Source organism: Burkholderia contaminans, from assembly GCF_029633825.1.
Lineage (GTDB): Bacteria > Pseudomonadota > Gammaproteobacteria > Burkholderiales > Burkholderiaceae > Burkholderia > Burkholderia contaminans.
Genome location: NZ_CP090643.1, coordinates 296,853 through 320,222 on the forward strand (window position 1 = coordinate 296,853; position 23,370 = coordinate 320,222).

General features: G+C 60.1%; 25 protein-coding genes and 3 pseudogenes. 21 read left to right on the forward strand and 7 right to left on the reverse strand.

Annotated elements, in window-relative coordinates:
• Positions 1-325 precede the first annotated feature (325 nt).
• The 13 genes from LXE91_RS40620 (at position 326) to LXE91_RS40680 (ending at position 8,672) form a co-directional block, all read left to right on the forward strand.
• Positions 326-649, forward strand: a complete 324-nt coding sequence (locus tag LXE91_RS40620) for a hypothetical protein (protein WP_135370895.1) — start codon at positions 326-328, stop codon at positions 647-649.
• Positions 650-1,302: 653 nt separating this feature from the next.
• Positions 1,303-1,845 (forward strand): 1-acyl-sn-glycerol-3-phosphate acyltransferase, encoded by a 543-nt coding sequence (locus tag LXE91_RS40625; RefSeq protein ID WP_046543870.1) that lies wholly within the window; start codon positions 1,303-1,305, stop codon positions 1,843-1,845.
• Between the two features lie 54 nt (positions 1,846-1,899).
• Entirely contained in the window at positions 1,900-2,196 is a 297-nt protein-coding gene (locus LXE91_RS40630) for an H-NS histone family protein (protein ID WP_076841544.1), read from the forward strand.
• Positions 2,197-2,277: 81 nt separating this feature from the next.
• Positions 2,278-2,679, forward strand: coding sequence for a hypothetical protein (locus LXE91_RS40635; protein WP_046543871.1), 402 nt, complete (start codon positions 2,278-2,280; stop codon positions 2,677-2,679).
• Positions 2,680-2,816: 137 nt separating this feature from the next.
• Positions 2,817-3,284 (forward strand): hypothetical protein, encoded by a 468-nt coding sequence (locus LXE91_RS40640; RefSeq protein WP_135370896.1) that lies wholly within the window; start codon positions 2,817-2,819, stop codon positions 3,282-3,284.
• A 12-nt stretch (positions 3,285-3,296) separates the two neighbouring features.
• On the forward strand, positions 3,297-4,112 hold the full coding sequence (locus LXE91_RS40645; protein ID WP_135370897.1) for a hypothetical protein: 816 nt from the start codon (positions 3,297-3,299) through the stop codon (positions 4,110-4,112).
• Entirely contained in the window at positions 4,109-4,573 is a 465-nt protein-coding gene (locus LXE91_RS40650; protein ID WP_046543873.1) for an ASCH domain-containing protein, read from the forward strand. Before LXE91_RS40645 ends, LXE91_RS40650 begins: the two co-directional genes overlap by 4 nt.
• Positions 4,574-4,736: 163 nt before the next feature.
• Positions 4,737-6,032 (forward strand): O-antigen ligase family protein, encoded by a 1,296-nt coding sequence (locus LXE91_RS40655; protein ID WP_046543874.1) that lies wholly within the window; start codon positions 4,737-4,739, stop codon positions 6,030-6,032.
• Positions 6,033-6,389: 357 nt separating this feature from the next.
• A complete protein-coding gene (locus tag LXE91_RS40660; RefSeq protein WP_076841546.1) occupies positions 6,390-6,815 on the forward strand; it encodes a hypothetical protein in 426 nt (141 codons plus the stop codon).
• A gap of 193 nt (positions 6,816-7,008) precedes the next feature.
• On the forward strand, positions 7,009-7,470 hold the full coding sequence (locus LXE91_RS40665; protein WP_076841548.1) for a hypothetical protein: 462 nt from the start codon (positions 7,009-7,011) through the stop codon (positions 7,468-7,470).
• A gap of 25 nt (positions 7,471-7,495) precedes the next feature.
• Positions 7,496-7,999 (forward strand): hypothetical protein, encoded by a 504-nt coding sequence (locus LXE91_RS40670; RefSeq protein ID WP_046543875.1) that lies wholly within the window; start codon positions 7,496-7,498, stop codon positions 7,997-7,999.
• Positions 8,000-8,034: 35 nt separating this feature from the next.
• Complete coding sequence (locus LXE91_RS40675; protein ID WP_135370898.1) at positions 8,035-8,403, forward strand: hypothetical protein; 369 nt, start codon at positions 8,035-8,037, stop codon at positions 8,401-8,403.
• 23 nt (positions 8,404-8,426) lie between these two features.
• Positions 8,427-8,672: a hypothetical protein gene (locus LXE91_RS40680; protein WP_046543877.1), complete on the forward strand. Its 246-nt coding sequence runs from the start codon at positions 8,427-8,429 to the stop codon at positions 8,670-8,672.
• Between the two features lie 126 nt (positions 8,673-8,798).
• Here the strand turns inward: LXE91_RS40680 and LXE91_RS40685 are convergent, their stop codons facing one another.
• Positions 8,799-9,044: a hypothetical protein gene (locus LXE91_RS40685; protein WP_046543878.1), complete on the reverse strand. Its 246-nt coding sequence runs from the start codon at positions 9,042-9,044 to the stop codon at positions 8,799-8,801.
• 168 nt (positions 9,045-9,212) lie between these two features.
• Between LXE91_RS40685 and LXE91_RS40690 the strand changes: the two genes are divergently transcribed.
• From LXE91_RS40690 to LXE91_RS40725, 8 genes are all read left to right on the forward strand, one after another.
• Positions 9,213-9,422: a hypothetical protein gene (locus LXE91_RS40690; RefSeq protein ID WP_046543879.1), complete on the forward strand. Its 210-nt coding sequence runs from the start codon at positions 9,213-9,215 to the stop codon at positions 9,420-9,422.
• A 239-nt stretch (positions 9,423-9,661) separates the two neighbouring features.
• A complete protein-coding gene (locus LXE91_RS40695; protein WP_220497474.1) occupies positions 9,662-9,931 on the forward strand; it encodes a hypothetical protein in 270 nt (89 codons plus the stop codon).
• A gap of 128 nt (positions 9,932-10,059) precedes the next feature.
• Positions 10,060-10,473: a GNAT family N-acetyltransferase gene (locus LXE91_RS40700; RefSeq protein ID WP_135370899.1), complete on the forward strand. Its 414-nt coding sequence runs from the start codon at positions 10,060-10,062 to the stop codon at positions 10,471-10,473.
• Between the two features lie 98 nt (positions 10,474-10,571).
• The gene (locus LXE91_RS40705) at positions 10,572-10,748 is read left to right on the forward strand and encodes a hypothetical protein (RefSeq protein ID WP_158077532.1); all 177 of its coding nucleotides are present in this window, start codon (positions 10,572-10,574) and stop codon (positions 10,746-10,748) included.
• A gap of 370 nt (positions 10,749-11,118) precedes the next feature.
• The gene (locus LXE91_RS40710) at positions 11,119-12,021 is read left to right on the forward strand and encodes a TnsA endonuclease N-terminal domain-containing protein (protein WP_223274428.1); all 903 of its coding nucleotides are present in this window, start codon (positions 11,119-11,121) and stop codon (positions 12,019-12,021) included.
• Between the two features lies 1 nt (position 12,022).
• Positions 12,023-14,227 (forward strand): Mu transposase C-terminal domain-containing protein, encoded by a 2,205-nt coding sequence (locus LXE91_RS40715; RefSeq protein WP_027813535.1) that lies wholly within the window; start codon positions 12,023-12,025, stop codon positions 14,225-14,227.
• A complete protein-coding gene (locus tag LXE91_RS40720) occupies positions 14,224-15,714 on the forward strand; it encodes an ATP-binding protein (protein WP_046196986.1) in 1,491 nt (496 codons plus the stop codon). Before LXE91_RS40715 ends, LXE91_RS40720 begins: the two co-directional genes overlap by 4 nt.
• Positions 15,715-15,719: 5 nt before the next feature.
• The gene (locus LXE91_RS40725) at positions 15,720-17,405 is read left to right on the forward strand and encodes a TniQ family protein (RefSeq protein WP_027813537.1); all 1,686 of its coding nucleotides are present in this window, start codon (positions 15,720-15,722) and stop codon (positions 17,403-17,405) included.
• A gap of 161 nt (positions 17,406-17,566) precedes the next feature.
• Here LXE91_RS40725 and LXE91_RS40730 read toward each other — a convergent pair.
• The 6 genes and pseudogenes from LXE91_RS40730 to LXE91_RS40755 form a co-directional block, all read right to left on the reverse strand.
• Positions 17,567-18,007 (reverse strand): annotated as a pseudogene (locus LXE91_RS40730) (YncE family protein); the annotation flags it as partial.
• Between the two features lie 98 nt (positions 18,008-18,105).
• On the reverse strand, positions 18,106-18,855 hold the full coding sequence (istB, locus tag LXE91_RS40735; RefSeq protein WP_046543512.1) for an IS21-like element helper ATPase IstB: 750 nt from the start codon (positions 18,853-18,855) through the stop codon (positions 18,106-18,108).
• Positions 18,856-18,870: 15 nt separating this feature from the next.
• Positions 18,871-20,423: pseudogene (gene istA / locus LXE91_RS40740) on the reverse strand (IS21 family transposase).
• A gap of 303 nt (positions 20,424-20,726) precedes the next feature.
• Positions 20,727-21,287, reverse strand: a pseudogene (locus LXE91_RS40745) (YncE family protein); the annotation flags it as partial.
• Between the two features lie 44 nt (positions 21,288-21,331).
• The gene (locus tag LXE91_RS40750) at positions 21,332-22,573 is read right to left on the reverse strand and encodes an MFS transporter (protein WP_027813539.1); all 1,242 of its coding nucleotides are present in this window, start codon (positions 22,571-22,573) and stop codon (positions 21,332-21,334) included.
• A gap of 49 nt (positions 22,574-22,622) precedes the next feature.
• Positions 22,623-23,357 carry a superoxide dismutase gene (locus LXE91_RS40755; protein ID WP_223274430.1) on the reverse strand — a complete coding sequence of 245 codons (735 nt, stop codon included), beginning with the start codon at positions 23,355-23,357 and terminating at the stop codon, positions 22,623-22,625.
• Positions 23,358-23,370: the final 13 nt, after the last annotated feature.

Genomic DNA, 23,370 nt, shown 5'->3' on the forward strand with positions numbered 1-23,370 from the left:
TGCTCTTGCAGCTCGTCTTGAGGCGCTCAAGATTGAAGACGGGGAGGCCATCCGAGCTGAGAGGGCATTAGATGCTCGCGCGGCCGCTGTAGACCGGCACCAGAGGGCACAGGACGAGGCTCGACAAGATCCATTTGTAGCGAAATTGGCATCGGCTGTTCGGCTTGGGGCGGACCAGGTAAGCCTGGTCGTTGCCATCCTACTTGGTTGGCTCGTCGACGCGGTTGCGGTGATCTCATGGGCGTCGGTGGCGAGATCGCAGCGTCATGGCGATGCCCGGCAGTATAGCCAGGGGCGGACTCTCGACGCGGTTCCGCGCCGGGCGGTGGAACTCCCGTCGCGGCCGGAGGTGATTGTAAGAGCGGCCGCGAACGAGCCGCTGCTGTCTGGTCGCGGCGCCGCGATGGCCAGTCGAGCAGTGGACGAGATCACAGAGCCTGCTGCGGTCTCCGCCATCGATGAGTTGCAGGGTGAGGCTGCCGTGGATCTTGCTGATCTTGCTGAGGCGATTCGTGCGGGTCAGACCAAGGCGACGCTGCCGGCGATCCGCGCATTTCTCGGCTGCGCTGACGGTGCGGCGATGGCGCTTCGCCGGCGCTTGGCCGAGGAGCACCCGGATTTGTTCCGGCCGAATGCAAGAGCCGGCTGACGGCGGCAGTTAATATACGGACAGCTGCTTACTAACCCCAAGTACGCGCCCGGTGGGCGCGCACTTGCCGCCAAGACGTCGGGGCGAGGGTACACCAACCTTGGTGCCGTGAAACAATCGCCAAAAAATAATTCTTGCAGCCGAGCCCGTCGTGGCGCCGTTTTCCGACGAAAATCGGACTTTATAGGCTGATTGTTTCACGGGCTTGCGTAGATTATTTGGCGCCCGGAAGCCAATTTTTCGCCTGCCTCACGCCTTGGTGCGGATATTTCTAGATCTGTATTGTTTGATACGTATTTTGTAGTTTTGATTTTTTTTGCGCGGAGGGGGTGAAACCTTCGCCGTCAATGTCGTATAGGAGGGCATGGACTCTCAATCGACACCTCCTTCCATTTGCACAACCCGTAAGCGACTAGACGCCGCTCGTCGTGTCCTCTTTGTGGCTGCGGGCTATCTAGGTCTCCCCGCGAGTTGCGTCCCCGTCGCTCCAATGGCGAGATTCGTCGATCCAGCCACCGAGATCGGTGCTGACGATGACTTTTCCGTGACCTCGCGCCACGGCAGCACTACTGAGGGAAGGGATCCGCCGACCTTCTGTTCGCCCGTTCCCTCAACTGGTCCCGATACCGGATTTGTACCTCAGTGGTGATCGCATGAAGCCCTTCGACTTCAAAGTAACGTTGCGCAGTGCGTTGAGGCTGGTCTTGCTGCGAATGCTGCGCGTTCGAGTTATCTATCAAAGGAAGACCTCGGAAGTACTGAACTCGGGTAGGGCGTGCATCCTCGTCTGCAATCACGTGTCGATGCTAGACGGGGTGATCATCGCACTCGCGTCGCCGGTCCGACTCAGCTTTGCCGTAGACACCGAGTATTCGCGCGGAACCGGGCCGGGAACGTGGGTGATTCGGACTGTCTCTTGGCTAGGGTACGGGAAAATCATCCCTGTCGATTCGACGGCGCCGTTCGGCATGCGGTGCTTACTCACGGAATTGAAGCGCGGCGGTCAGGTGATGGTTTTTCCGGAAGGCCGGATTTCGGATACTGGCCGGCGTGGTGTAGATCAGCCTGGCGTGAGGTGGCTTGCTGATCGCTCAGGAGTCGCGGTGACTGAGTTGGAGATTTGTGGTGCGGAGGATAGCCGCCTCTTTGCAAAGAACGGCTCATCTCTCTGGCCAAGGATCCGTCTTTTTTTCTAAACTGCGTGTCCGGGCTTCTGTGAACCCGTGAATTCTCAATCGACTTAGGTGCCTATGACCACGCAAACATATAAAGGCCTGAAGGCGCAAATTCATGCGCTCGAAAAGCAGGCCGAGGAACTTCGACAGGCAGAACTCCAGACTGTGATCGCTGAGATCCGCGAGAAAGTCCACGAGTACCAGCTGACTCCTGAAGACATCTTCGGCGGCCGGCGCAAGAAGCCAAAAGCAAAAGTCACACTCCCGCCGAAGTATCGAAATCCGAAAACAGGCCAGGAATGGTCGGGACGTGGGCGCGCTCCCCTATGGCTTGCAAACGTGAGGAACCGGGATAAATTCCTTATTGGGTGACTAATGCATTGCGCGGGGTTGGCGCGGTCAGCATGCATCCGCGTTTGTATTCCGCCTGCGCTCAATCTTTCAAGGATGATCATGTTCAAGTACTTTGCTGCAGTCCTCTTCGCGTTGACGCTTGCGGCTTGCGGCGACCGTGCCGCCTCGAGCGATCCGCTTGTCGGCTCCTGGGGTGTTAAGGACGGCGACGTCGTTAAGCCGTTCTTCAAGGTGGAAAAGAATGGCGAGCATTACACCATTTCCGAGTACAAGGATGGCAAGTGGCAGCCTGAGAATGAGCAGGTGGCTGCGATGACTCCGGCGGACTTGGAAAAGGTGTCGGGTCGTAAGGAGTCTGGCGACGTGGTGGGCGTCCAAGGCAACTCGTTCGCTTTCTTCCGGGTGCCGGTTGGTTGGTCCGTCCCAGGCTTTGCTTCGAAAACTGGCTACGTTCTGTTTGTGCCGATCAAACTCGTGGATATGCAGCGAGTTGCATCTTAATGCGTGCGGCGCCAAGAGCTTGATTCATGGCGCCGTTCGTCCATGCTCCTCAAGGACGCCGGGCACGCTCATCTCTCTTTTCGACCACGCGCGGTCGCGGTACCCAGGCGAGACCTCAATCATCCATTCAATTTCACATGAGACATCCGTACATCCAGGCGGCCGGAAGGCTTGAGGTGAAAGCTCGGCACGTCGCTGCTGTCCTCACTGTCATCGTCGTCGGCTTGGCTATTGCATGGACCTGCTCCCGCGAACTCTCCCGCCAATTTATGGCTGCTGAACGGAGCCCGAACATTGTTATCCCACCCGGGTACAAGGTGCAGATCGATGGCCGAGCGGTGGTGGTCTCTGGACACGACCGCTGCCCAACGGATTCGAACCCTTCAGTCAATTTCTGGATTGGCGGACGTCCGGATGGTGACCTGCGGCCGACAACCGGATGTGTTGTTGTCGCGCCGAGCTCAGACAGTGTTCGTGTCCAGGTGGGGGCCCGCGGCGGATTGGCAGATGAAACTTGGCGCATCGAGCACGGCGAACGTGACGGCTTGCAGGTGACGCTGGTGCGTCGTCCGAACGGAGACCTCGTTGTCCCCGCCGCTAACTAAACAGGTGACGTGATGTCGAGAAAGCCGATCGCGCCGACAAGAGCGACCCTTCTTGATCTGGCCTGTCGGTCTGCGCTGTGGAGGATTAGCTGGACGCGTGACGGACGGTTGGAGGCGCCGGCAGTCAGTCACCTTGAGGCGCTTGCCACTGATATGGAGGAGTTGGGGCGCGCAGCGCGTGAAGCAGGCGTGGACGTACGGGACAATCCAATCTGGGAGTCGCTGGAATGTCAGGAGGCATACAGAGCAGCTTTCGACCGCAACAGGCGAATTTCCGTTATGCACCTCACACCGATGGCCATTTACGACGCGCTATGTCGCGGTAGCCAGCTGTGTTACTCAGATTGGGTCATAACGGTGGGCGGGTCACGAGAAGTGACTGGCGACTATGGTGAGTCGGCGTGGGAGGCGAGGGTCTGGCTACGAGTGCCAGGGGCAGAGGCTCTCGAAGAATACAGCGGCATCACGCGCAGCCTAGCGCGGACGCTCTTTAAGCGGATTGTCGGCCGGGATTTCGAGTTCGTCGATACACTCGGTATTGATAGCCCGCACCCCGCGGAAGGCTACTCACTCGTTGAAGTACTCGACCACTTGGAGTGGGAGGGAAGGCTTCCGCTCGTCGCTTCCGAGGAGCAGGGCCCCAGGTGGGAGGCGTTCGCCAAACTATCTGTCGAAGACCCTTCTGCGTGTCTTGCCCTGTTTGATCGGCACGGTAGGTACCGAGAGCTACAGAGTGGATTCTGGGCGTCGCTACGTTGCGAGCGATATGACGGTGCGACCGGCCAGTGGTATAGGAGGGTGGACTTAGTTGATAGGGAGCATTCTTGAAAGCGATCTCGATTTGGCAACCCCATGCGTCGCTGCTCCTCCTCGGAGCGAAGCCCTTCGAAACCCGTAGCTGGCCTGTGCCGAAAGCCTTGATCGGCCAGCGAGTCGCCATTCACGCTGCGAAGGCGGACGGTGACCTTTTTGAGATTGGTCAGTACGTCCTCGATCGGATGTCCGGCAGCCAGCTCGACGAACAAATGGAGGCCTATGTGAGCGCAATTCTGGGTGCCGGATTCCGGAACTGCAGAGAAATGCCGCGTGGTTGCATTTTGGGGTCCGTGATCCTGTCGGAGAGTCTGGCGGCAGAAAGCGCGGAGAACCACCACGGGTTTGGGGACTTCAGGCCGGGAAGGTTTGCGTGGCGAGTCGCTGATTCAATGGTCCTCGCGGATCCCATCCCTTTCCGCGGTATGCAAGGGTTCTTTGATGTGCCGGACGACCTGCTGAACGACGCAGCGTGAAAGATCGTTGGCTGCCACACATACAGCAATTCCGTGCATGCGTTGACGTGGTCAGCGCTCCTAGTGGTGGGAATTGCATCGCGTATACTTCGGCCTCTCTGCAGATCGTTACGTCCGCGTCGACGCATCGATAGCTGCAACAGCCCAACTGCATATTCACTTGATGCTTCCGCTCTCGTTTCCTGTCTCCCGGCGCCTGACTGTGGCGCGCGCGTGTGCCGTGACCGCGCTGTGTATGGTCCCGGTCTCAACCGCGCTAACCAATGTGTTCTGTGCACTCTTCGCGGTTGCTTTGATTGCATCCCCCGAGTTTTGGGGCAATCTCCGGTTGTCAGTGACCAACGGCGCGTCGCTCGCGGCGCTACTGCTGCTTGGTGCCCTTATGCTCAGTATTACCTACTCGATTGCGCCTCGCGAGCAGGCGTGGAGCTGGGTTGGCAAGTACGAAAAGCTGCTTCTCCTACCTTTTGCGGTCATCGCATTCCGCTCGTCAGGATGGGAGTCGATTGTCAGTCGCGCCTGGTTCGCAACGCTCTGCGTGATATTGCTGTTGTCAACGACAAACTACCTAGGGTTGACCGCGATTGGCCCAGCACATGCTTCTGCTCTACCGGTTTCCCGGGCGTGGGTGTTCAAGAATCACATCGCAGCAGGGATGTTCGGAGCGCTGTTGTTCTACCACGCGGCCGATCTCGCTTTGGCGGCGTCCACCCTGCGGTGGCGAGTGTCACTTGCGGCGATTGCAGGCCTTTCTCTGCTAAACGTATTCGTTATGTTGCAGGGGCGTACTGGCCAAATCATCGCGCTGTTGCTTGTGTTCGTTGTGGTTGTGCGCCTGGTGCTCGCGCAGTATCGTCGATCGCCTCTGAGGGCGGGACTGTTGGCTGGTTCGCTGTTGACGCTTGCAGCAGTACTTGTAGCGATCGCGTGCACGATGCATGGAGGACGACTCGTCGAGGTCGCGGCTGAGGTTCGAGAGTATCGGCAGTCTGACGCGGTGACGTCGTCCGGGCTGCGCCTTGAATGGTACAAGAAGAGCCTCGAACTCTTTCGCGCTCGGCCGCTGATTGGCTACGGTGCTGCGGGACTTGAATATGAGTTCTCGAGGCTTGGTCAAGGCAAGACAGCGGTTGAAGCAGCTTTGACAAAGAACCCGCACAATGAGTACCTGCTGATGGCTGTCCAACTGGGCGCGGTCGGAGTACTGCTCTTCCTGAACCTCATCGTTCAGATTGCTCGCGGTTGCCGAAAACTGGATCCGCGATCGCGCCACTTGTTGTTGGCGTGGCTAGCAATTTTCGCTATCGGCAGCCTTGCGAATTCGCTATTGCTTGATTTCGCTGAAGGGCACTTACTCGTATTGCTTGGTGGGATTCTCCTAGGTTGCGGCACTGCCGCAAGCAAGGTGACCGATTCAGACGATGACCGCGGTACTGCTGTAGTCCAGCCATCGCCATAGACTTTGCGGTCTGCTTGAAGTAACGAACGTCGACCAATTTCGCTACAGATCGATGGATCGGCTGCGGATTCAAATGACTGGCGTAAAGCTCACCAATTGCGTGCGCTCGTGCTCGCCGGGCACGCGCTCATTCGCGTTCGCTATATCAGCAAGCAGTGTATTGCCGGCGCCGCAGTGAAGATGAGGACGTGGTCGGGATCGGCCAACGCAATTTTCACGATCGCGGTCGATAGAATAGTGGCGGCCCGACATATGTCGCCAACCGCTATACACCCTTCATCAACCTGGAATTCGGATACACGATTTGTGAAGAAGCAACCGACAAGCCGCCGCACACCCTTACCGAGAACGAAGTCGATGCTACTACCGTTGTCGACGGAAAAGGTGCGTTCGCTCTCGCTGGAGAATCACCTCGCACTAGCAGCGATTCGGTCAGGACGGGGAAATTTGGATCAGGTTTGTTGCCTGCTGAGAGTCGTGTACCTTGCGTTTTACATGCGCAGCGGTTCGGCCGACAGCGCCGAGTTGGAGCCCTATCGGAATGCCGAATGCGCGCTTGATGCGTGTATAGGGCGGATGGAGAGCGGCGGGACTTGCATGCTGCTATCTGCGGAGCAGGAAGGCGTCGAACGCATTCTTGTCTTACACGACGAGCAGCTCGCTACAGTTTCCAGGTCTCGATATCTGGAGGCGTGGGAAAAGTTGCAGCGATTCGTCGGTAGTGGAAGACGCTCACCGATTCCCGCAGGGTCGACCGCTGGCTCTTGTTCTTCAGGACGTTGATGGGCCGGCTCGAAAGCGACTTTCAGACGCGGCATTCGGGGGCGCCAACGCGCAAAACGGAGAACCGAGAGTCGCTGACTGACTGACACCTAGTGGGCGATTCGCTCGGTTAGCGTCGTGGCGTTGTGGGAGTCCAGTAATCGAAACTGGTGGTGTGTAGGCACGCAGAAATTGCGCTCACGGAGAGGGTAGTATGGATGAGAACCACGCGGTTTTGACTTTGTTGGCACAAGCGAAGCTAGTTGCTCGAGACTACTACAAACTAACGGGGAAGCCGCTCGGGATTACCGGAGAAGTGGCGGAATATGAGGCCGCTCGTCTTCTCGGTGTTTCACTCACTCCCGCGAGGCAAGCCGGCTATGATGCGACAGAGATCGTCGACGGAAATTTGCGGATGCTGCAAATCAAAGGGAGATGCCTCCCGAGCGGCAGCAAGTCCAGTCAGCAGCTCGGCTCGATACAACCAGGAAAGGAGTGGGACGCTGTGTTGATGGTTCTGCTCGATTCCGAATTCAATGCCACTGAAATTTGGGAGGCAGATCGAGCTGCGGTCCTTGATGCCCTCGCACGCCCTGGCTCGAAAGCTCGAAACGAACGAGGTGCTTTAGCGGTCGCAGCGGTGAAATCGATCGGGCGTCGTCGATGGCCGACTTGATCAGTAGATTGCAAAGGAAAACGTGATGAAAACCAGAGGGTACGTGGCTGCGGCGGTGCATGTGATAGGGTTCGCCGTTGCCCTGACGTTGCTTTGGCAGGCTGTTCGTTTCTGCAAGGGGAAGGTTGGAGCGCCGTTGGTCGACCAGGCGATCGCTATTGCGGACCTGCTCTTTCCCTCTCTGTCGAACGGGGATCCGTCGCCAGTCGTACTCGTACTCGGCTGGCTTGGCCAAGCCTTCTATTATCTCTACGGCGTTGCGGCGTGGGTCATGATTGCCTTCTTAGTGTCGCGTTGCTTGTATGTGATCGCACGCGTTATAGCGGTCGGACTTCAGCAGTATTGCGCGGAAGTTGCCGCTGCATGGGCGGAAGATGCACGGAGGGAGAGAGTCACATCGGCCCGCAGCCGCCGGCTCGAGCTGCGTAAGCGGCGCGACGAGCCGAGGACTGGTGGTGCACTTTCCGCTGCTGCGATCGGGACACTCTTCGGTTTCGCCATCGCGTTCCTCAGTAGCGGCAGTCGGTAATCAGCTGCACGGAAACCGGAAAATACGGAGAACACATGAGCCTGCCGTTGAAGCCCCAACGAAAGACGAAGCGCATTCATCTTGCATCGGAAAGAGTTGGCCGTTGGAGTTGCCGCTACACGTCACGCTCGAACGCGCAAGTTAGATCGGTTCCGCTTGCTGAGTTTTTACGGTTGCCGGTTGAGTGCCGATGCATGGACTGTTCGAAGGTTGCAGAAGTGGAGACTGGTGAGGTCATCCACACTTTTGAAACCACGTTCTATGATCCGCTGCTGAAGTCGCTTAGAGAATTCTACGAGAGTGACGAAAGCGGAAATCAAGGCTTCGAGGTGGTCAGTGGTGAGGATTACATGAGGCAGCTTACCGCCGACATGAACAAACGTGATGCCGTGAAACCCGGTTGAACCCTAGGAAAATAGGATCGGTCATGGACGAAGAAGACAATCGGACGTTTGAGCAGCGGTGGCTGTCTTTGACAGTCGGGGTCTGGTGTTGGCTAGCACCTGTGGCGGTGGTTGTTTGCGCGGTTGCCAAACTGGCATCGGTCGAGGGCGCAGAGTCGATGCCGTGGGGCGCAATCATCGTTGGTCCTGCGATCGCGGTCGCGCCTGGCATCGCGATATTCTGCGCATGGCTGACGTTCATGACACATCGCTGGGACTGGCACGACTAGGAAAGCGATCACGATCGAGAGGCGTGCTTGTAGGGGGGGTAAGACGGAGCCGTGCCGGATGTCCGATATCGGACATGCGCAAAAGTGCGTTGGCTGCGGTACGCAGGTTCGTGATGACGTGGTCAATCACGGCGCCTTCTGCCCTGCGGTTGGACGCCCCAACGCCGCCGCCCCCAAACTGGCCGCGTCGCCGGCGTCGAACTGATACACGGGAAAAATCGCCGCCACGCACGGCACTGGAAAACCGTTTTGTAAGTGAATGCCCCGCACCGGCCGGTAGCCGATTGGAATTTCAGACATGCTCGAACCACTGAAAAGGTCCGCGAAGCGGATTGCTGTATCGGCCGCCATCTTGACCGGCGGCGGTTTCATTCTTGGCTCGGGAATCTTCCCTGCGCCGCTTTGGTCGCTCAAGCTGGCAGGTGCCGGGGTAATGATCGGCGTCCCTTTACTTGTTCTTGCTGTCGGCTTTCTTATTGCCACGAGTTGGAGCGCGCGTCGCAAGGCTGCCCGATAACCCACGGAAGATTCGGCGAACACATGGGTAAGGCAACGAAATTTGCTCGGCACACCGAGCGGCTACCGCGCTGGAAAGACTGTCTGAGCTTTGCAGTCCTTGGACTATCGGTGTTGCTGGTCATGCTGGTGTCGAAGCGTGCGGACGCTGCGCTTTGGTTTGGCATCCGTTGGGGCGGGATAACATTGTTGTTGCTGGCGGTCACGGCGTTCCGTCAACGCCAGCACGCCTAACACGACGGAAATAGACGGGCCACGAGGCTAACGCTCAGGCGGCGACTGCTGAAGAGATCAAGGCTTTAGTGAGCGCACGTGAACCGCACGTATGGCCGCTCGATCCGCCCGAATTCTCGTAGGCGCGGTATCGACAGGCATCGATGGAACATGCAGAGGATGCACTTCGCGAGCAGCGTGGACGGCAGTGCCCTGCTTGTCGCACGGCGCTGGAAGGCTAGGAGAACTGGAGTAAAACGATGAGCAATCACGGTGAGCCACCGGAATTTCCGTCGCAATGGGCGGAGCAGCAAAGCCTTCGGGTCGTGAGCGACGAAGACGCTAGAAAATACGTGTTGGCGGATCTCAAGGCGATCGTCGCGGAGAAATTTGCTGCCGGCGAAGGGGTCGTCACGATCGGCCCGGACACTCCCGACGAAGTAATCCTTCGAACGATCAAGCAGGCGGTTTCGCTCGGCAAACCCTTCATGGTCGTGCCGCCACATCCGCTCATCCATGAAGACTTCTGAACCCACGGAAAACGAGTCCATCGATGGCCAGCTTGCGAGCGCTGCATCGACTGGGCGAGGCGGCGGATCGACAACAATTACCGACTCGGCGTGAACAAGGTGCCACATAGATAACGGAAAATTGCTCGATGGACTTGACCAAGATCGACTCTACCGGTGGCGCAGTTTCACCGACTGACGTTGACGGACGATGGGTAGTTCTGCAAAGCAGGCTGGACAAAGTTCGTGCCGAGGTGCCTACGCCTCTAGCGTCGGGCACGTCAGCGGGTTGCGACCTGACGTTCTGGTCTGAGGACGCTTCAATCACCGTGTCGGCGACACAAGGCGAAATGCTCGTAGGGTATCTGGTCGTCGTTCGGAAAAGCGATTGGCTTCTTGGCGGTGACGTGGCGGTCAAAAAGGCTTATCGCAGAGCCGGTATCGCAACCGCGATGTACGACTTTGCAGAGGAAGTGATGGGCGCGAAGTTTCGCCCTTGTACGCCGCACTCGGTACACGCGGCGGCGTTTTGGTCGGGTCGGACGCGTAACACTAACGCATAGATATATTCCTGGACGCCTGATCGTTGCCGCTCATGGCGGCAACCGTGAGTCGTCCGACTCAAAACGACAGCCGGCCGCGCCGGCGAAGGAAGCGAGAAATGCTTATCAGGATTGAAGTGTCGGACGCGGACCTCGAAGCAATGGAGTGCGAGTCCATCGAAGAATTCGAGGAACAAATCCGCAATCAGCTGGATAACGGGGTTGTTACGAGCGATGGCGGCGCCGGAGCCGATTGGATGGCCGAGTACGATCTAGAAGTCGTCAAGGTTGATTGAGACGTATCGGAGAACACGACGATGGACGCCAAGACAATGATCGATGACGCGCGTCGCTACCGCGAGCAGGAAGCGCTGGTAGGTAAGGGTGGGGTTGTGGTGTTGTTTCAAGGTGAGGTTCAAGGTTAGGTGAGCCAATTGCGCACCCCTGAGCATTGGCGACCCGGCTGCGTCGCGGTCGATGAGCGAGGTCGCATGTGGACGAGCATCGCGGGTAGCGAGCGTGATGGCGCGCTGATGTGGCTCGCGAATCACGAACTGTAGGAAAACTGGAAAGGCTATGAAACCCACTGCGATGAACTCATTGGTGGTGTGAACCGACAATAGAGCTCGACACAAGACAATAGTTCTTGACACAAAACAATAGAGTTTGACACAAACGAATGCCTCGCTATACTGCACGATTTTGTTCGACCGGGCGGATATGCGAGGGCGACGTTTCAAGACGCAGAACGACATCGACAGGTACGTGGCGCAAGGCTACGGACAGGGTTCCGGTGTGGACTACAAGCCGTGGCTTCGCGTACAGGACGTGCCATCGCGTGGCCGTTCTCGAAAGGTTAAGGGCCTCAAGACTGGGCGCGTCCACCACGTGCTCTCCGATCTCGAATACGCGTACCTTGTGGTACTCGAATTCTCCGAGCGCGTGATCGATATCCGGGAGCAGTTCCCGTTGCTCCCAGTTTCGCCGATCCAGGATGTCGCGACGCAGCGTGGCATTCGATATCCGCGTTATGCTCAAACAACGGTGCCGTTCGTGATGACGACCGATTTCGTCGTCACCGTCAGGACAGACGACGGTTTGGCGCGTGAATACGCTCGTACCGTGAAATACGCGGACGAACTGTCGTCAGGGAACAGGCTCCTGCGCACTCTGGAAAAGCTCGAGCTCGAGAGAGCCTGGTGGTTGCAGCGCGGGGTTGACTGGCAGATCGTCACCGAGCAGAGCGTGGATCCCGTGCTCGCCAGAAATCTCATCTGGCTTCGCGGCAGCGCGCAGATCGAGCGAGACATGCAAAGTGATGAGCTACGCGCCCGGTTCGTTGAGGGCATTGGGGATGCCGGAAGCCATGACCGGACCCTGTCGTCGCTTCTGCGCACGGTCAGCTATCGGCTGCGCATGCCTTATCCGGATGCCGTCAAGCTTTTCAAGTATCTGATCTGGCACAAGGTACTCCTGGTTGATCTCAGGACGCCGATGTTGTTGACATCGCAAGCACCTAAGATTCAGGTCATGGCGAGTGGTGCGGCGCCCATAAAGCGGGCGGCGTGACATGGCCAATACGATTGCATTGCCCAATACGGTTATCGAAGCACTGTCTGATCAGCTACCGTTTGAAGGGATCGCCCGTATTCTCTGGATCGACGAAGCGGCTGCAAAGACCACGTTGATTACGATAGCGGAGACGCCAAGGAAGCCGTGGGTCGTCGCGAGTGAGGATGTTCGCATGTGGTTCCGGCGCGGCGACGTCCGGCCCAGTCAGTTCCGGTTGCCGGCCTATATGCTTCAGGTTGAAGAGGATATCCCGAAGGGCGAACGGGAAATACGGGATCGCAACTGGGAGCGCATTGCTCGTCTGGTCGACACGGCAGTACCGGGTGAAATTTTCGAGGGACGCGCGATGGGCGCGCTCGTCGCGCTGCATGCCGAAGCGACAGGGGCGCAACGCAAGACCCTGTACCGCCTTCTCTATCGATACTGGACGTTCGGGCAAATTCGCAATGCATTGTTGCCGAACTACGAGAACGTCGGAGCACCTGGTAAGGCTCGCGTGTTCGCTGCCGGCAAGCGCCCCGGGCGTCCGCCGAGGCATTCCGCGACGCGCGGCGCACATTGCGGAAAGATTCTTGGCGAGGACGACAAGAGCTTTATCAGGATCGGGTACTCCCTCTTCAAGAACAACGAAGTGGCGTCCGTGACGGACGCTTACCATCGCACCTTGAGACGATTCTACGTCGAGGAACACGTTGTACCCGGCACATCGACGGACGATCTCACGCTCAAGCCGCTAGACCAGTTGCCGAGTCTGCGGCAGTTCAGCTACTGGGGGAAAAAGGCGTTTGACGATCTGACCGTCCAGCGCTCGCGTGCGGGCGAGCGGCGCTGGCAGAAAGATCATCGCGGGCTGACGGGACGCGCTGGCGACGGGGTGTATGGCCCCTGTCACCGCTTCGAAATCGATGCGACGATCGCCGACATTTATCTCGTGAGCCGGTACAACCGGAACTGGGTGATCGGTCGTCCTGTGATTTACGTCGTCGTCGACGTGTTTTCGACCATGATCGTCGGTATCTTTGTTGGCCTGGAAGGACCGGGCTGGAACGGCGCCCGTCACGCGCTGTTTAACGCGTTCACCGACAAGGTCGCGTTTTGCCGCACGTACGGCATCGAGATTGAGTCGTCCGCGTGGCCCTCGCACCATCTTCCGCACGAACTGATGGCCGACCGGGGCGAAATGCTCGGGCAGGCGGCCGAGGGCCTTGTGGCTGGGCTGGGCATTGATATAGCGATCGCGCCACCGTTCCGGCCCGACTGGAAGGCGATCGTGGAGAGCCGGTTTCGCCTGCTGAACAAGACGTCGCAGATCCACTGGATCCCGGGCGCAGTCAGGGAGCGGATTGCCGAGCGCGGCCAGCGCGATTACCGCCTGGATGCCGTCCTCGATCTGGCGGAGTTCACCAACATCATGATCAGCAGCGTGCTGCATTACAACCACCACAGCCGCCGACCGGACCGGCTCACAACGGACATGATTCACGAGGAACTCGAACCATCGCCCATCAATCTGTGGCGTTGGGGGATGGAAAATGGGCTGGCAACTCCCAATACGCAACCTCATGACCTCGTGTATCTGCATCTGCTGCCACGCGAAAGCGCCTCGATCCAGCGCGGTGGGATCTGCTTCAAGGGCATGTACTACACGTGCGCCTACGCGATTGAGCAAAACTGGTTTGCGAGGGCGCGCAGAGACGGGCGCCGCACCGTAACCGTCTGGTACGACCCGAATGATACGACGCACGTGTGGCTCCAGGACAGCAAGCGCAACTTTGTGCGCTGTGACCTGCTCGCTTCGGAGGAGCGGGTCGCACAACGCCGGCTGGAGGAAGTGCTGGACATGCTCAAAATGACTGGATCGCCGACAGGCGAAAGCACATATGCGGCGCTCAACGACAGGATCCGCCTGGACGCGCATATTGGTGCGGTAGTTGGACAGGCCCAGATGGACAAGCGAGCGGCGCAGCCGGTCGCGCCAGTGCCGGTCAGCAACCAGGCAGCGGACATCAAAAGGCATCGGGCGTTCGAAAAGGCAGCCGAGCGGCAACGCCCGGTGACGTTGCCGGGCCCCGATCAGCATGCGGTGGATGTGCCCGTAACCACGCCGGCTTCGTCGAGTGTGGCCGAGGCTTATGCTGGCGAGCGCGGCGGCGAAGTGTTAAGCCTGCTTGGACGACTACGCGACAAGGGGACGAGGTCATGACGCCTGCCGGAATACTCGTTGCCGCCGAATATGCCGATTCGCCCATTGCGCAATATCAGGGCAATCCCCTCATTGAGGCATTGCCGCCGATCCGCTCGGAAGCGGACGCCGCGGCTTGCATGGCGCTGTTTCCCGATGAGCCCGGCGGCGAAACCGGGCTGTCGAAGGAAGTCCGCCTGCACTGTATCGACCGGTTGCTGCACCTGGTTCAGCCACTCCCGATTCATCTGGAACTTGAGTCGGCGTTGTCCGCTTTGATACGCAGCGGCTATGTCGGCCGCAATCCCCTGTCGCAGTCGACGTGGCGGCACGTGTATTCGCTTGCCCTCGGTCAGGCAAAAGAAAGCGGCTTCCGTTCGACGGCTTCCACGCTGAGTGTCGTGGGCTTGAGCGGGATCGGCAAATCGACGGCACTGGAGTCCATCCTGCGACTCTACCCGCAGGCGATTCGCCACCGGCAATACCGGAGGCAGGAACTGGTTCAGGTCCAGATCCCGTGGCTGAAGATCGAATGTCCATTCGACGGTTCGCTTACCGGGTTATGCCACGCGTTCTTTCGCGCTCTCGACCGGGCCATCGGAGAGGAACGGTATGCCAGACGCTATCGTTCGATCCGGGGCATTGTCCAACTCGTCCATCAGATCGAGCAGATCGCGAGTACCCATTTCGTCGGCGTGTTGATCATCGACGAATTGCAGCATCTGCGGGTTGCAAAGACGGGCGGCAAGGAGAACATGCTTAATTTCTTCGTCAACCTCATCAACAGCATCGGCATTCCGGTCGTGTTTGTGGGGACCAATTCCATGATCGAACTATTCTCCGACGTGATGCGTAATGCGCGACGCGCCACAGGTCTGGGGCTGAGCGACTTCCGGCAACCGAAGCGCGATGATCCGGCGTGGGCACTGCTAGTCGATGCCGCGTGGCAATACCAGTGGGTTCGTCATGTCGAACCCCTGACGGACGAGCTTCGGAAGGTGCTGTACGATCTAACTCAAGGGGTGACGGACTTTCTGATCAAACTGCTCGTGCTCGCCCAGCGACACGCGATTCACACGGGTGAAGAGCGGCTGACGCTCAAGCTGTTGCGTACGATTGCCGACACCAGGATGCAGTTGCTTAAGCCGGCGCTCGACGCGTTGCGAAGCGGTGACACGAAGCGCATGTCGAAGTTCGAGGATCTGCTTCCACCCGACAGCCAGATTGCCGCGATGATGGGAGCGATCGATGGGGATGCGCGCGTTTCGTCGCGCCTGGCGATGCTTCAGGACATGCGGCGTCCTCCCGCCGGAAACGCTGAGGCATCCTTGTCCCCCATCGCGGTAACGAGCGGAATTCCATCGACCGGTGTAAAGCAATCGGGAGTTCCGGTTCCTTCCGAAGCCCGGCGCCTCGTTGAATGCGATGCACCGTTTGTCGCCCTGCGCGATGCCGGATGGCTGCAGGCAGACGCGCTGGAATTCTCCACGGCATATGCCGATTGCTAGTGCCGATGCGGAATCTGCTGTTCTTTGTCCCGTCTTTACCTGACGAGACCATCCAGTCGCGCGTTGCCCGACATCATGTGCTGTCGGGCAACCGGGTGGAGAGCGACACCTTTCTTGACCTGTTCGACAGTGCGCCGTTTTCGCTCGAGCAAATCGTACCGCCATCCCTCATGCGGCTTGCGGATCGTGTGAACGACGGCTCGCAGGCAGCCCTGCAAACGCTTCTGGCAGGCAACACCCTGTGGCCGCTTTTCGAGCCGTTTCTGGACGGCGTGTTGCAGCCGCTGACGGCTGACGTTGGAGCGATGATGAGCCGGTTACCACGTCGTGTTGTCGGCCTCTACGGCGAAGCGCATCTCTGCCCGGCCTGCGTTGAAGAGGACATTCATGCGTTCGGGATGGGGTACTGGCACCGGGCGCACCACGTCCCGGGCGTGAGCATGTGTTGGCGGCATGGCGCGCGCCTGCTTTCGAGTTGCCCGCAGTGCCACCGGCCTTTCCAGTTTCGCCAGCGACTACTACGCCAACCGTGGCTAGCTTGCCGCTGTGGCTGGCAGGTGACTGCGGCGGAAGATGATGGCATGGCAGGCTCACCGATCCCGCTGCAATACGCGCGCTTTGCTCGCGATCTGCTTAACCGTCCCCTGGGCCGGGTGGACCCCTTTCGCCTGCGCGTGGCGTACCAGAACCGCATTCGAGAGCTAGGCTTCAAATGGGGGGCAAGGCTACAGGCGAAAGCGTTCCAGGAACACCTGATTGAAGAACTGGGCGAAACGTTCCTCTCTGCAGTGGATCCGGCGTTCGCCGCGAAGCGGATGAGCTTCTGGATACGCTTTGCACCGGGCAACAGCACGGTATGCGATATGCCGATTACGCGGCACCTGTTGCTCGCGATGTATCTGTTTGGTACGCGGGACGAACTTGCATTGAGCCTGCAGCGTGTGTCCCAGGAAGAGACTGCGATTAGACGCACCAGGACAGTTGAGGAAGGCCCGACACTTGAGGGGGCGGCGGTGTCGATGCCGCGTATAGCGCACCGGCGTCGAATACGGGACGAGCTGAGAAGAAACCCGCAAACGACCATCCAGGATCTGTGGCGCAAGGTATATCGTGTCACCTCGTGGCTCTACGAGCATGACCGGGAGTGGATACAGGAGACCCTCTCGATTTCGGCAGCAGATAGAGTGGGCGGTGGTCAGTCCGCAGCGAAAACCGTATCTCCGGACGACGAGCGCTTCGCCGCACTCGTCGACGAGGCCGCCGTTGCGATGCTCGCTAGGCCGGGAAAGCCGCAACAGGTGACAAAGGAGCGATTACTCGCGGTTCTTCCGGTGCGCATTGCCGACACGCCCCGGCAACGCGAGCGATATCCCGACACGCTAACGCGGGTCACGGATAACCGGGAATCCACGTGGCACTTCAGGGCGCGGCGACTGTGGTGGGCATACGCACTGATGAGCGCACGGGGCGACGCCGCGCCGGCGAGAGAAGCCGTGATCTTGTCTGGCGTTGGCCATTACGCGGCCCAGGCAATCATTGAACATTGCGGATGGGAACCTGTGTTGCCACTTGCTGCGAAGTTTGATGCGCTGGCGAAGCTGTCTGAAGCGGGAATTACGCCGAAATGGGAGGGGCCGCCCGCGTGGCAAGGCCGAGCCATTGGAGGGCGTGCCTATCAACGTCGGCCGTAAGGCGATTCGAGAGAAAATCAAGCTCGGCGTCTGGTGATCCTTGGCTGGCGGGGGCGGCTACCGTCGCCACCCAGATCCTCAACGAAAGGTTCCTGCGCCAGGCAAAACTCGATCGCGATGCGCCTCATGCGGCAATCTAAACTGCGCTCCGCGCCTGTCCCTCATCGCGGCGCCATGATCCGTAACACGGGATGTCCATCGACGTCCTTGAGCGCAAACCAGGCATCGTGTGATGCTGCGTCGACACTGACGACGTGGGCATCCGGTCCCACACGGCCATCCCCGATTTTCACCACGTGCGAAGTGTCCACGTGGAACATGGACACCACGCCCGCCTCGCCCGCGACATAGACCGTGCGCAGCGCCGGATCGTACGCCAGCACGTCCGGCGTGCCGCCGACATCGAACGCCGCGATCTCCTTCATTGTGCGCATGTCGAGCACTAGCAGACGATCGTTGTCCTCGCAGGCAATCAATGCCAGACGGAATTCCGGCACGATCAGCAGACCGTGATTGCCCCGCGCGCCAGGCAGCTCAGTGCGGGCGACCACGGTGTCGGTGCGGGGATCGATCTCCACCAGTTGGCGTCGCGACTGCACATTGCGTATTTCGGGGAAGTTGAACGCCCGTTTCGGTGAAGTCGAACAGGCCAGGAGGGAGGTGCTGCGTTGTGCTTAGATTGTACTGCAGGTGTTCGAGATCAGGCTACTTTTTGATCAGGTGCGTTCTTCTTGCGCATCGAGTCGCCCTTCAATGCAAGCTTGTGAGCCTGATGGACGAGGCGGTCGAGGATTGCGTCGGCGAGAGTCGGGTCTTGCAGCCAGGCGTGCCAGTGTTCAAGGGGCAATTGCGATGTGATGATCGTGGATCGCGTGCCGACGCGATCGTCGAGCACTTCGAGCAAGTCGTTGCGCGCGCCCTGGTCGACGTCCTGCAGTCCCCAGTCGTCGAGCAACAGGACGTCCATCTTGGCGAGCTGCGCGAGCCGACGTGTGAAGCTGCCGTCGCCATGGGCGATCTTCAATTCCTCGAACAGCCGGGCGACGCGCACGTACAGCACGGAGAATCCCTGTCGGCAGGCCTGCTGGCCGAAGGCGCAGGCGACCCATGTTTTTCCGGCGCCAGTCGGCCCTGTCAGGATGAGGTTCTGTGCATTGCGGATCCAGTCACAGCCGGCGAGCGTAGCGACGATACCCTTGTCGAGCCCACGGCTCTGCCGGTACTCGATGTCCTCAACGCAGGCCTGGGGATTCTTGAGCTTCGCAGACTTGAGCAATCGCTCGAGCCGCCGGGTATCGCGCCAGGCGATCTCACGATCCACGACCATGCCGAAGCGTTCCTCGAACGACAGGCTCGTGCTGGCCGTCAGCGCCGCCTGTTCCTCGAACGCGCGAGCCATGCCGTCCAGCTTGAGGGCCTTGAGCTGGGAGAGGGTTTGCTGCATCAACATCGCGACCTCCTTGGGTCAGTGGTAATACTTGGGCCCTCGCACGTTCTCGTGCAGGGGCGACTGCCATTCGGTGGCCCCGCTTTGTGGCAGTGGATGCTTGTCGGCGCCGGTTTGCAGGATGGTGCGCACGGACCGCTGGGTCGGCGCGCCAATCACGAGTGCGCGCTGACACGCCGCTTCCAGCCGCTCCTTGCCGTACTTGCGCGACAGCGACAGCAGACCCAGGCAGGCCCGGTATCCCATTTCCGGGTGCGGACGGTTCGTCAGCAAATGCCTGACGATCGCCTCAGCGCTGACGCCGATCGATGTACCCCAGTGCAGCAGCCGGCTCGGGGTCCATTCCATGTGGGCGCGGTAAGCCGCAGGCATATGCTCGGCCACGGTGGTGTACTTCCCCTGAGCCGACTGCGAGCGTGGGCGGCAACGCGCTTGCCGCCGTGCAGGACTTCTACACCGTAACGCGTCACGCGCGCGTGGACTTCCTGACGCACAAGACTGTGCGGTGCGCTGTAGTAGTGACCGTCTACCTCAATGTGCGCGTCAATGTTGACGCGGCACTTCTGGAAGGTGGCGATTTCGTAGCGACGCGTCGGCAACGGGCGCAGCGCCGGTTTGTCGAGCCGCTCGAACCACTCGCGTCGAGTGCCATCGAGCTTCTTGAACGGCCGCGTATTCAGGTCATTGATCAACCCGGCGATCGCCTTGTTCAGTTCGGCCAGACTGTAGAACCGGTAATTCCGGAGGCGGGCGAGAATCCATCGTTCGACGATCTGTACGCCGACCTCAACTTTCGCCTTATCCTTCGGCTTGCGCGGGCGCGCGGGCAGCATCGCGGTACCGTAATGGTTCACGAAGTCCTGCGTGGTCAGGCCGAGCGTGGGTTCGTAGCGGTCGGCGTTCGAGATCAGTGCCCTCGGGTTGTCGGGCACAAGCAGAGCGGGCACGCCGCCGCAGAACTCCATCGCGTCAATGAGGCCACCGATCCAGTCGGGTGTCGCTTCCGATCGCGTAGCGCACGCATACGTGTAATTCGATGCGCCGAGCACGGCGACGAAGATGTGCGCCTTGAACGCAATGCCGCCGGTGCGATCGAGAATCGGCACCGTTTGCCCGGCGTAGTCGGCGAACAACTTCTCGCCGGCGTAATGTTGCTGGGGCATCGAGCGCTTCAACGTCTGGGCCCAGTCCTTGTATCGCTGACAGAACTGCGTGTAGCGCAAGGTCTTCTGGCCGGGGTTCGCGCCGACGTACTCCTCCCACAGCAGTTGCAAGGTTACGCCTTTGCGGCGCAACTCCCGATGAATCCAGGCGCAGTCAGGCTCCATGCGCTTGCCTGCGGCCGTCGTCGGAACGGCGCCGTTGACGAGCAACTGCTCCAGCTCTGCCTCGGACAGCGGCTCGATCTTCGCCCAGTCCAGGCCGGCCGAGGCGGCAAGCTGCAAATATTGGGTAATGGTACCGAGCCCGACGCCGAGCGCGCCGCTCACTTGCCGGTGAGACAGATTACAGGTCCATTTCAGGCGAAGCACATCTTTTATTTTGCGCATGGTCGTCCGGTGAGCCGGCATAGTCGGTTTCTCCCAAAAGGAGCAACCTTAACCGCCGGCCGATTGAGCCATCCGCAGTACCGCCAACCGAAACCGCGCCTTTCGTTTCGGCACGCCGAACACACATTTCGGCGCAGTGAACAGCCGTTTCGGCGGGCTGAACACCGATTTCGGGAAGATGAACACGCGTTTCGGAACGCCGAACACCAATTTCGGAATACCCCGAAACTGTTCGACTTCAAGCGAAACGGCTGTTCACCTTCCTCCGGAAACCCTGTTCGACTTCAACCGAAATCCGTGTTCGGCTTCGCCGAAATACGCATGCACATTGACGAAAACGTGCCGCGATACTGGATCGTACTGCGTGTTCCCCACTTCACCGCCGAGGGACACGGTCGCGACGCGCCGGTTCGTCGAGCCGTCGATCACGGTCTCTGTCTCGCCGGTTTCGTCCGATACGTAAAGCTTCTGAACGTCAGGCACCCAGGCCATCCCATCGGGATAGACGCCACCGGGCGTCCTCGCGACAATCTTCAGCGTGTCCGCGTCGATCGCGACGATCTTGTTCGTGCCGGTGGCCGAGGCGTAGACACGGGACAGCGCCGGAACAGCCAGCACACCATGTACGGCGGACACACCCGGAATGCGCGCGACAACGCGCGAAGCGAGCGTGTCGAAAACGACGACTTCGCCGTCGCCCAGATGAGCGATGAACAGCAGGTGCCGCTGCGGGTCGTAGCTCTCGTAGTCGAACCGCGACGCGCAGCCGGGTAGTGGCACATCGCCGATCAGCTTCAGTGGCAGGGTATCGATGGCCGGGTCATCCGAACCGTGCGCGACGCACCCTGTGCCGCCCCCGGCGATCACCGCGAACCAGACGACCATGGCGACCCTCGCCGCAAGTTGCCCACACAATGAACTGCCGCGAATCATGGCGCGCCTCCATCCGGCCGGATATGGCGGAAGGCGGCAAGCACGGCGAGATCGTAGGCAATCTTGAGCGTCCCGCACGCGATCAGCGGCGCAGCAAGCCATCCGGCTGCGAGCATCGCTGCGGCAATCGACGGCGCCACGGCCGCGGCAAGGCTGCGCGGCACAGCCGTGAAGCTCGCGGCAGCAGGCCGCTCAGCGGGCGTCACGACGGCCATCACGTAGGCGCTACGCGTCGGCACATCCAGCCGGGAAAGTGCACTGCGCAGGAGCAGCAACGTCAGGGTCAGCGGCAGGGATGCCGTCAATGCCGCGGCAATCAGGCACACGCTCGACGGGATGTGGGTGAACACCATCGTGTTGAGTAACCCGATCCTGCGCGCGATCGGCGCCGCGGCAAGCAGCGAGCCGGCACTGAGCAGCCCCGACCAGAAGAAAAACTGCCCGGCCGCAGCCAGCGAAAGTCCGAAGCGCTGGATCAGCCACAGCGTCAGCAGCGAGTTGACAAGCAGGCCGCCGGCGAACGCATCGACGCTGAACAGGAGCGCCAGACGCGTCACAATCGCGCGCGATGGACCCAGTGGCACGTGCGCCTTCGCGGCGTGCACTGTCTCCTTTGGCAAACCCAGATACAGCAGGAAGACCACGCTGCCCGTCAGCGCGTAGACGACGAACATCGCGCGCATGGCGAACAGTCCGGACATGCCGGAGCGCACCGCGAACCATTGCGGCAAAGCTGCGAGCAGCGAGCCGAGCGCCGCCGACAGCCCGCCCACGAGGCTGTAACGCGCGAACAGCGCTGTCCGGGAATCGGGGTGCGACGCTTCGGCGAGGCGTGCGTGTTCCAGCGGCAGAAAAAGACTGACGTCCCCTGAACTGGGATTGAGGGTGCCGATAAAGGCCACCACGAGCAACGGCCACAGGGTTGAGAGGCAGCCGAACGCAAGCCCTGTCGCGCCCATCAAGGCCGCGGCGAACAGCAGCAGCGGGCGGTGCGGGTAGCGGACGCTGGTCACGCCGACCAGGATCGTGGCGAGAGCTGATCCCAGCAATGTGGCCGTGCCAATCAGGCCGACCGTGAGTTGCTCGAAGCCGAGGGCGAGAAGATACGCGGGCAGCAGTACCGCAACGAAACCATCACAGACTCCGCGCAAACCTCGCGCCGCGAGCAACAGCCGCGCGCTGCGATCGATGCCCGGCGGCCGCAGCAGGTCCGACAGGGGTGCACGGACAGGGGGCATCAATGTCTCCACATTCGGGCCTGCATGCGGCCTTGTACCGCCCCCCTTGTCAGGCCAGGGCGTGCGACTGCATTGCGGCCTGCAGTCTCAACGCTGCGTTGTCCCAGTTGAGGATGCTGAACAGCTGGTTGACGTATTCGTTGCGGCGGTTCTGGTACTTCAGGTAGTAGGCATGCTCGAACACGTCGAGCACCAGAATCGGCTGGATGCCCCACGCGGTGAGTTTCTGGTGGTTCTCGCACTGCAGGATCATGAGCTTGCCGGTCGCCGGCAGATAGCCGACGACACCCCAGCCCGAGGCCTCGGTGGCAATGGTCGCAGCGACGAGTTGCGCCTTGAATTTCGCATACGAGCCGAAATGGCGGTCGATCGTTCTGGCGAGCTCGCCTCCCGGCTCACCAACCTTGCCAGAAATGCTCGTCCAGTAGATCGTATGCAGGATATGGCTGGAAAGCTGGAACGCCAGTTCTTTCTCGTGGAATTTCACCAGCGCAAAGTCGCCGGTTTCCCGTGCCCGGGCCAAGCCTTCTTCCGCCTTGTTCGCCGCAGCGGCGGCGGGCTTGTGATGGAAGTTGTAGTGGAGTTCCACCGTGTGGGCGTCGATTACCGGTTCGAGCGCATCGTACGCAAACGGCAGCGGTGCCGCCGCGTAGTTGCCGTCCGCGTTGACCAGTCTGTCGGTAAAGCCCGACGCACTAGCCGCGTGAACCAGCTGCGCCTGGGCCAGCATCATGCCTGCCCCCACTGTGGCGGAATCATGCAGAAACGTGCGACGTGTCTTCATTTGCAATCCTCAC

Bases quoted from the DNA above. Each gene is read 5' to 3' on its own strand.
- LXE91_RS40670 (WP_046543875.1), top strand. From the start codon at position 7,496: ATGAAAACCAGAGGGTACGTGGCTGCGGCGGTGCATGTGATAGGGTTC.
- LXE91_RS40680 (WP_046543877.1), top strand. From the start codon at position 8,427: ATGGACGAAGAAGACAATCGGACGTTTGAGCAGCGGTGGCTGTCTTTG.
- LXE91_RS40720 (WP_046196986.1), top strand. From the start codon at position 14,224: ATGACGCCTGCCGGAATACTCGTTGCCGCCGAATATGCCGATTCGCCC.
- LXE91_RS40715 (WP_027813535.1), top strand. From the start codon at position 12,023: ATGGCCAATACGATTGCATTGCCCAATACGGTTATCGAAGCACTGTCT.
- LXE91_RS40630 (WP_076841544.1), top strand. From the start codon at position 1,900: ATGACCACGCAAACATATAAAGGCCTGAAGGCGCAAATTCATGCGCTC.
- LXE91_RS40660 (WP_076841546.1), top strand. From the start codon at position 6,390: ATGCTACTACCGTTGTCGACGGAAAAGGTGCGTTCGCTCTCGCTGGAG.
- LXE91_RS40635 (WP_046543871.1), top strand. From the start codon at position 2,278: ATGTTCAAGTACTTTGCTGCAGTCCTCTTCGCGTTGACGCTTGCGGCT.
- istB (WP_046543512.1), bottom strand. From the start codon at position 18,855: ATGTTGATGCAGCAAACCCTCTCCCAGCTCAAGGCCCTCAAGCTGGAC.
- LXE91_RS40625 (WP_046543870.1), top strand. From the start codon at position 1,303: ATGAAGCCCTTCGACTTCAAAGTAACGTTGCGCAGTGCGTTGAGGCTG.
- LXE91_RS40640 (WP_135370896.1), top strand. From the start codon at position 2,817: ATGAGACATCCGTACATCCAGGCGGCCGGAAGGCTTGAGGTGAAAGCT.
- LXE91_RS40755 (WP_223274430.1), bottom strand. From the start codon at position 23,357: ATGAAGACACGTCGCACGTTTCTGCATGATTCCGCCACAGTGGGGGCA.
- LXE91_RS40690 (WP_046543879.1), top strand. From the start codon at position 9,213: ATGGGTAAGGCAACGAAATTTGCTCGGCACACCGAGCGGCTACCGCGC.
- LXE91_RS40675 (WP_135370898.1), top strand. From the start codon at position 8,035: ATGAGCCTGCCGTTGAAGCCCCAACGAAAGACGAAGCGCATTCATCTT.
- LXE91_RS40750 (WP_027813539.1), bottom strand. From the start codon at position 22,573: ATGCCCCCTGTCCGTGCACCCCTGTCGGACCTGCTGCGGCCGCCGGGC.
- LXE91_RS40655 (WP_046543874.1), top strand. From the start codon at position 4,737: ATGCTTCCGCTCTCGTTTCCTGTCTCCCGGCGCCTGACTGTGGCGCGC.
- LXE91_RS40705 (WP_158077532.1), top strand. From the start codon at position 10,572: ATGCTTATCAGGATTGAAGTGTCGGACGCGGACCTCGAAGCAATGGAG.
- LXE91_RS40700 (WP_135370899.1), top strand. From the start codon at position 10,060: ATGGACTTGACCAAGATCGACTCTACCGGTGGCGCAGTTTCACCGACT.
- LXE91_RS40665 (WP_076841548.1), top strand. From the start codon at position 7,009: ATGGATGAGAACCACGCGGTTTTGACTTTGTTGGCACAAGCGAAGCTA.
- LXE91_RS40645 (WP_135370897.1), top strand. From the start codon at position 3,297: ATGTCGAGAAAGCCGATCGCGCCGACAAGAGCGACCCTTCTTGATCTG.
- LXE91_RS40695 (WP_220497474.1), top strand. From the start codon at position 9,662: ATGAGCAATCACGGTGAGCCACCGGAATTTCCGTCGCAATGGGCGGAG.
- LXE91_RS40725 (WP_027813537.1), top strand. From the start codon at position 15,720: ATGCGGAATCTGCTGTTCTTTGTCCCGTCTTTACCTGACGAGACCATC.
- LXE91_RS40685 (WP_046543878.1), bottom strand. From the start codon at position 9,044: ATGAAACCGCCGCCGGTCAAGATGGCGGCCGATACAGCAATCCGCTTC.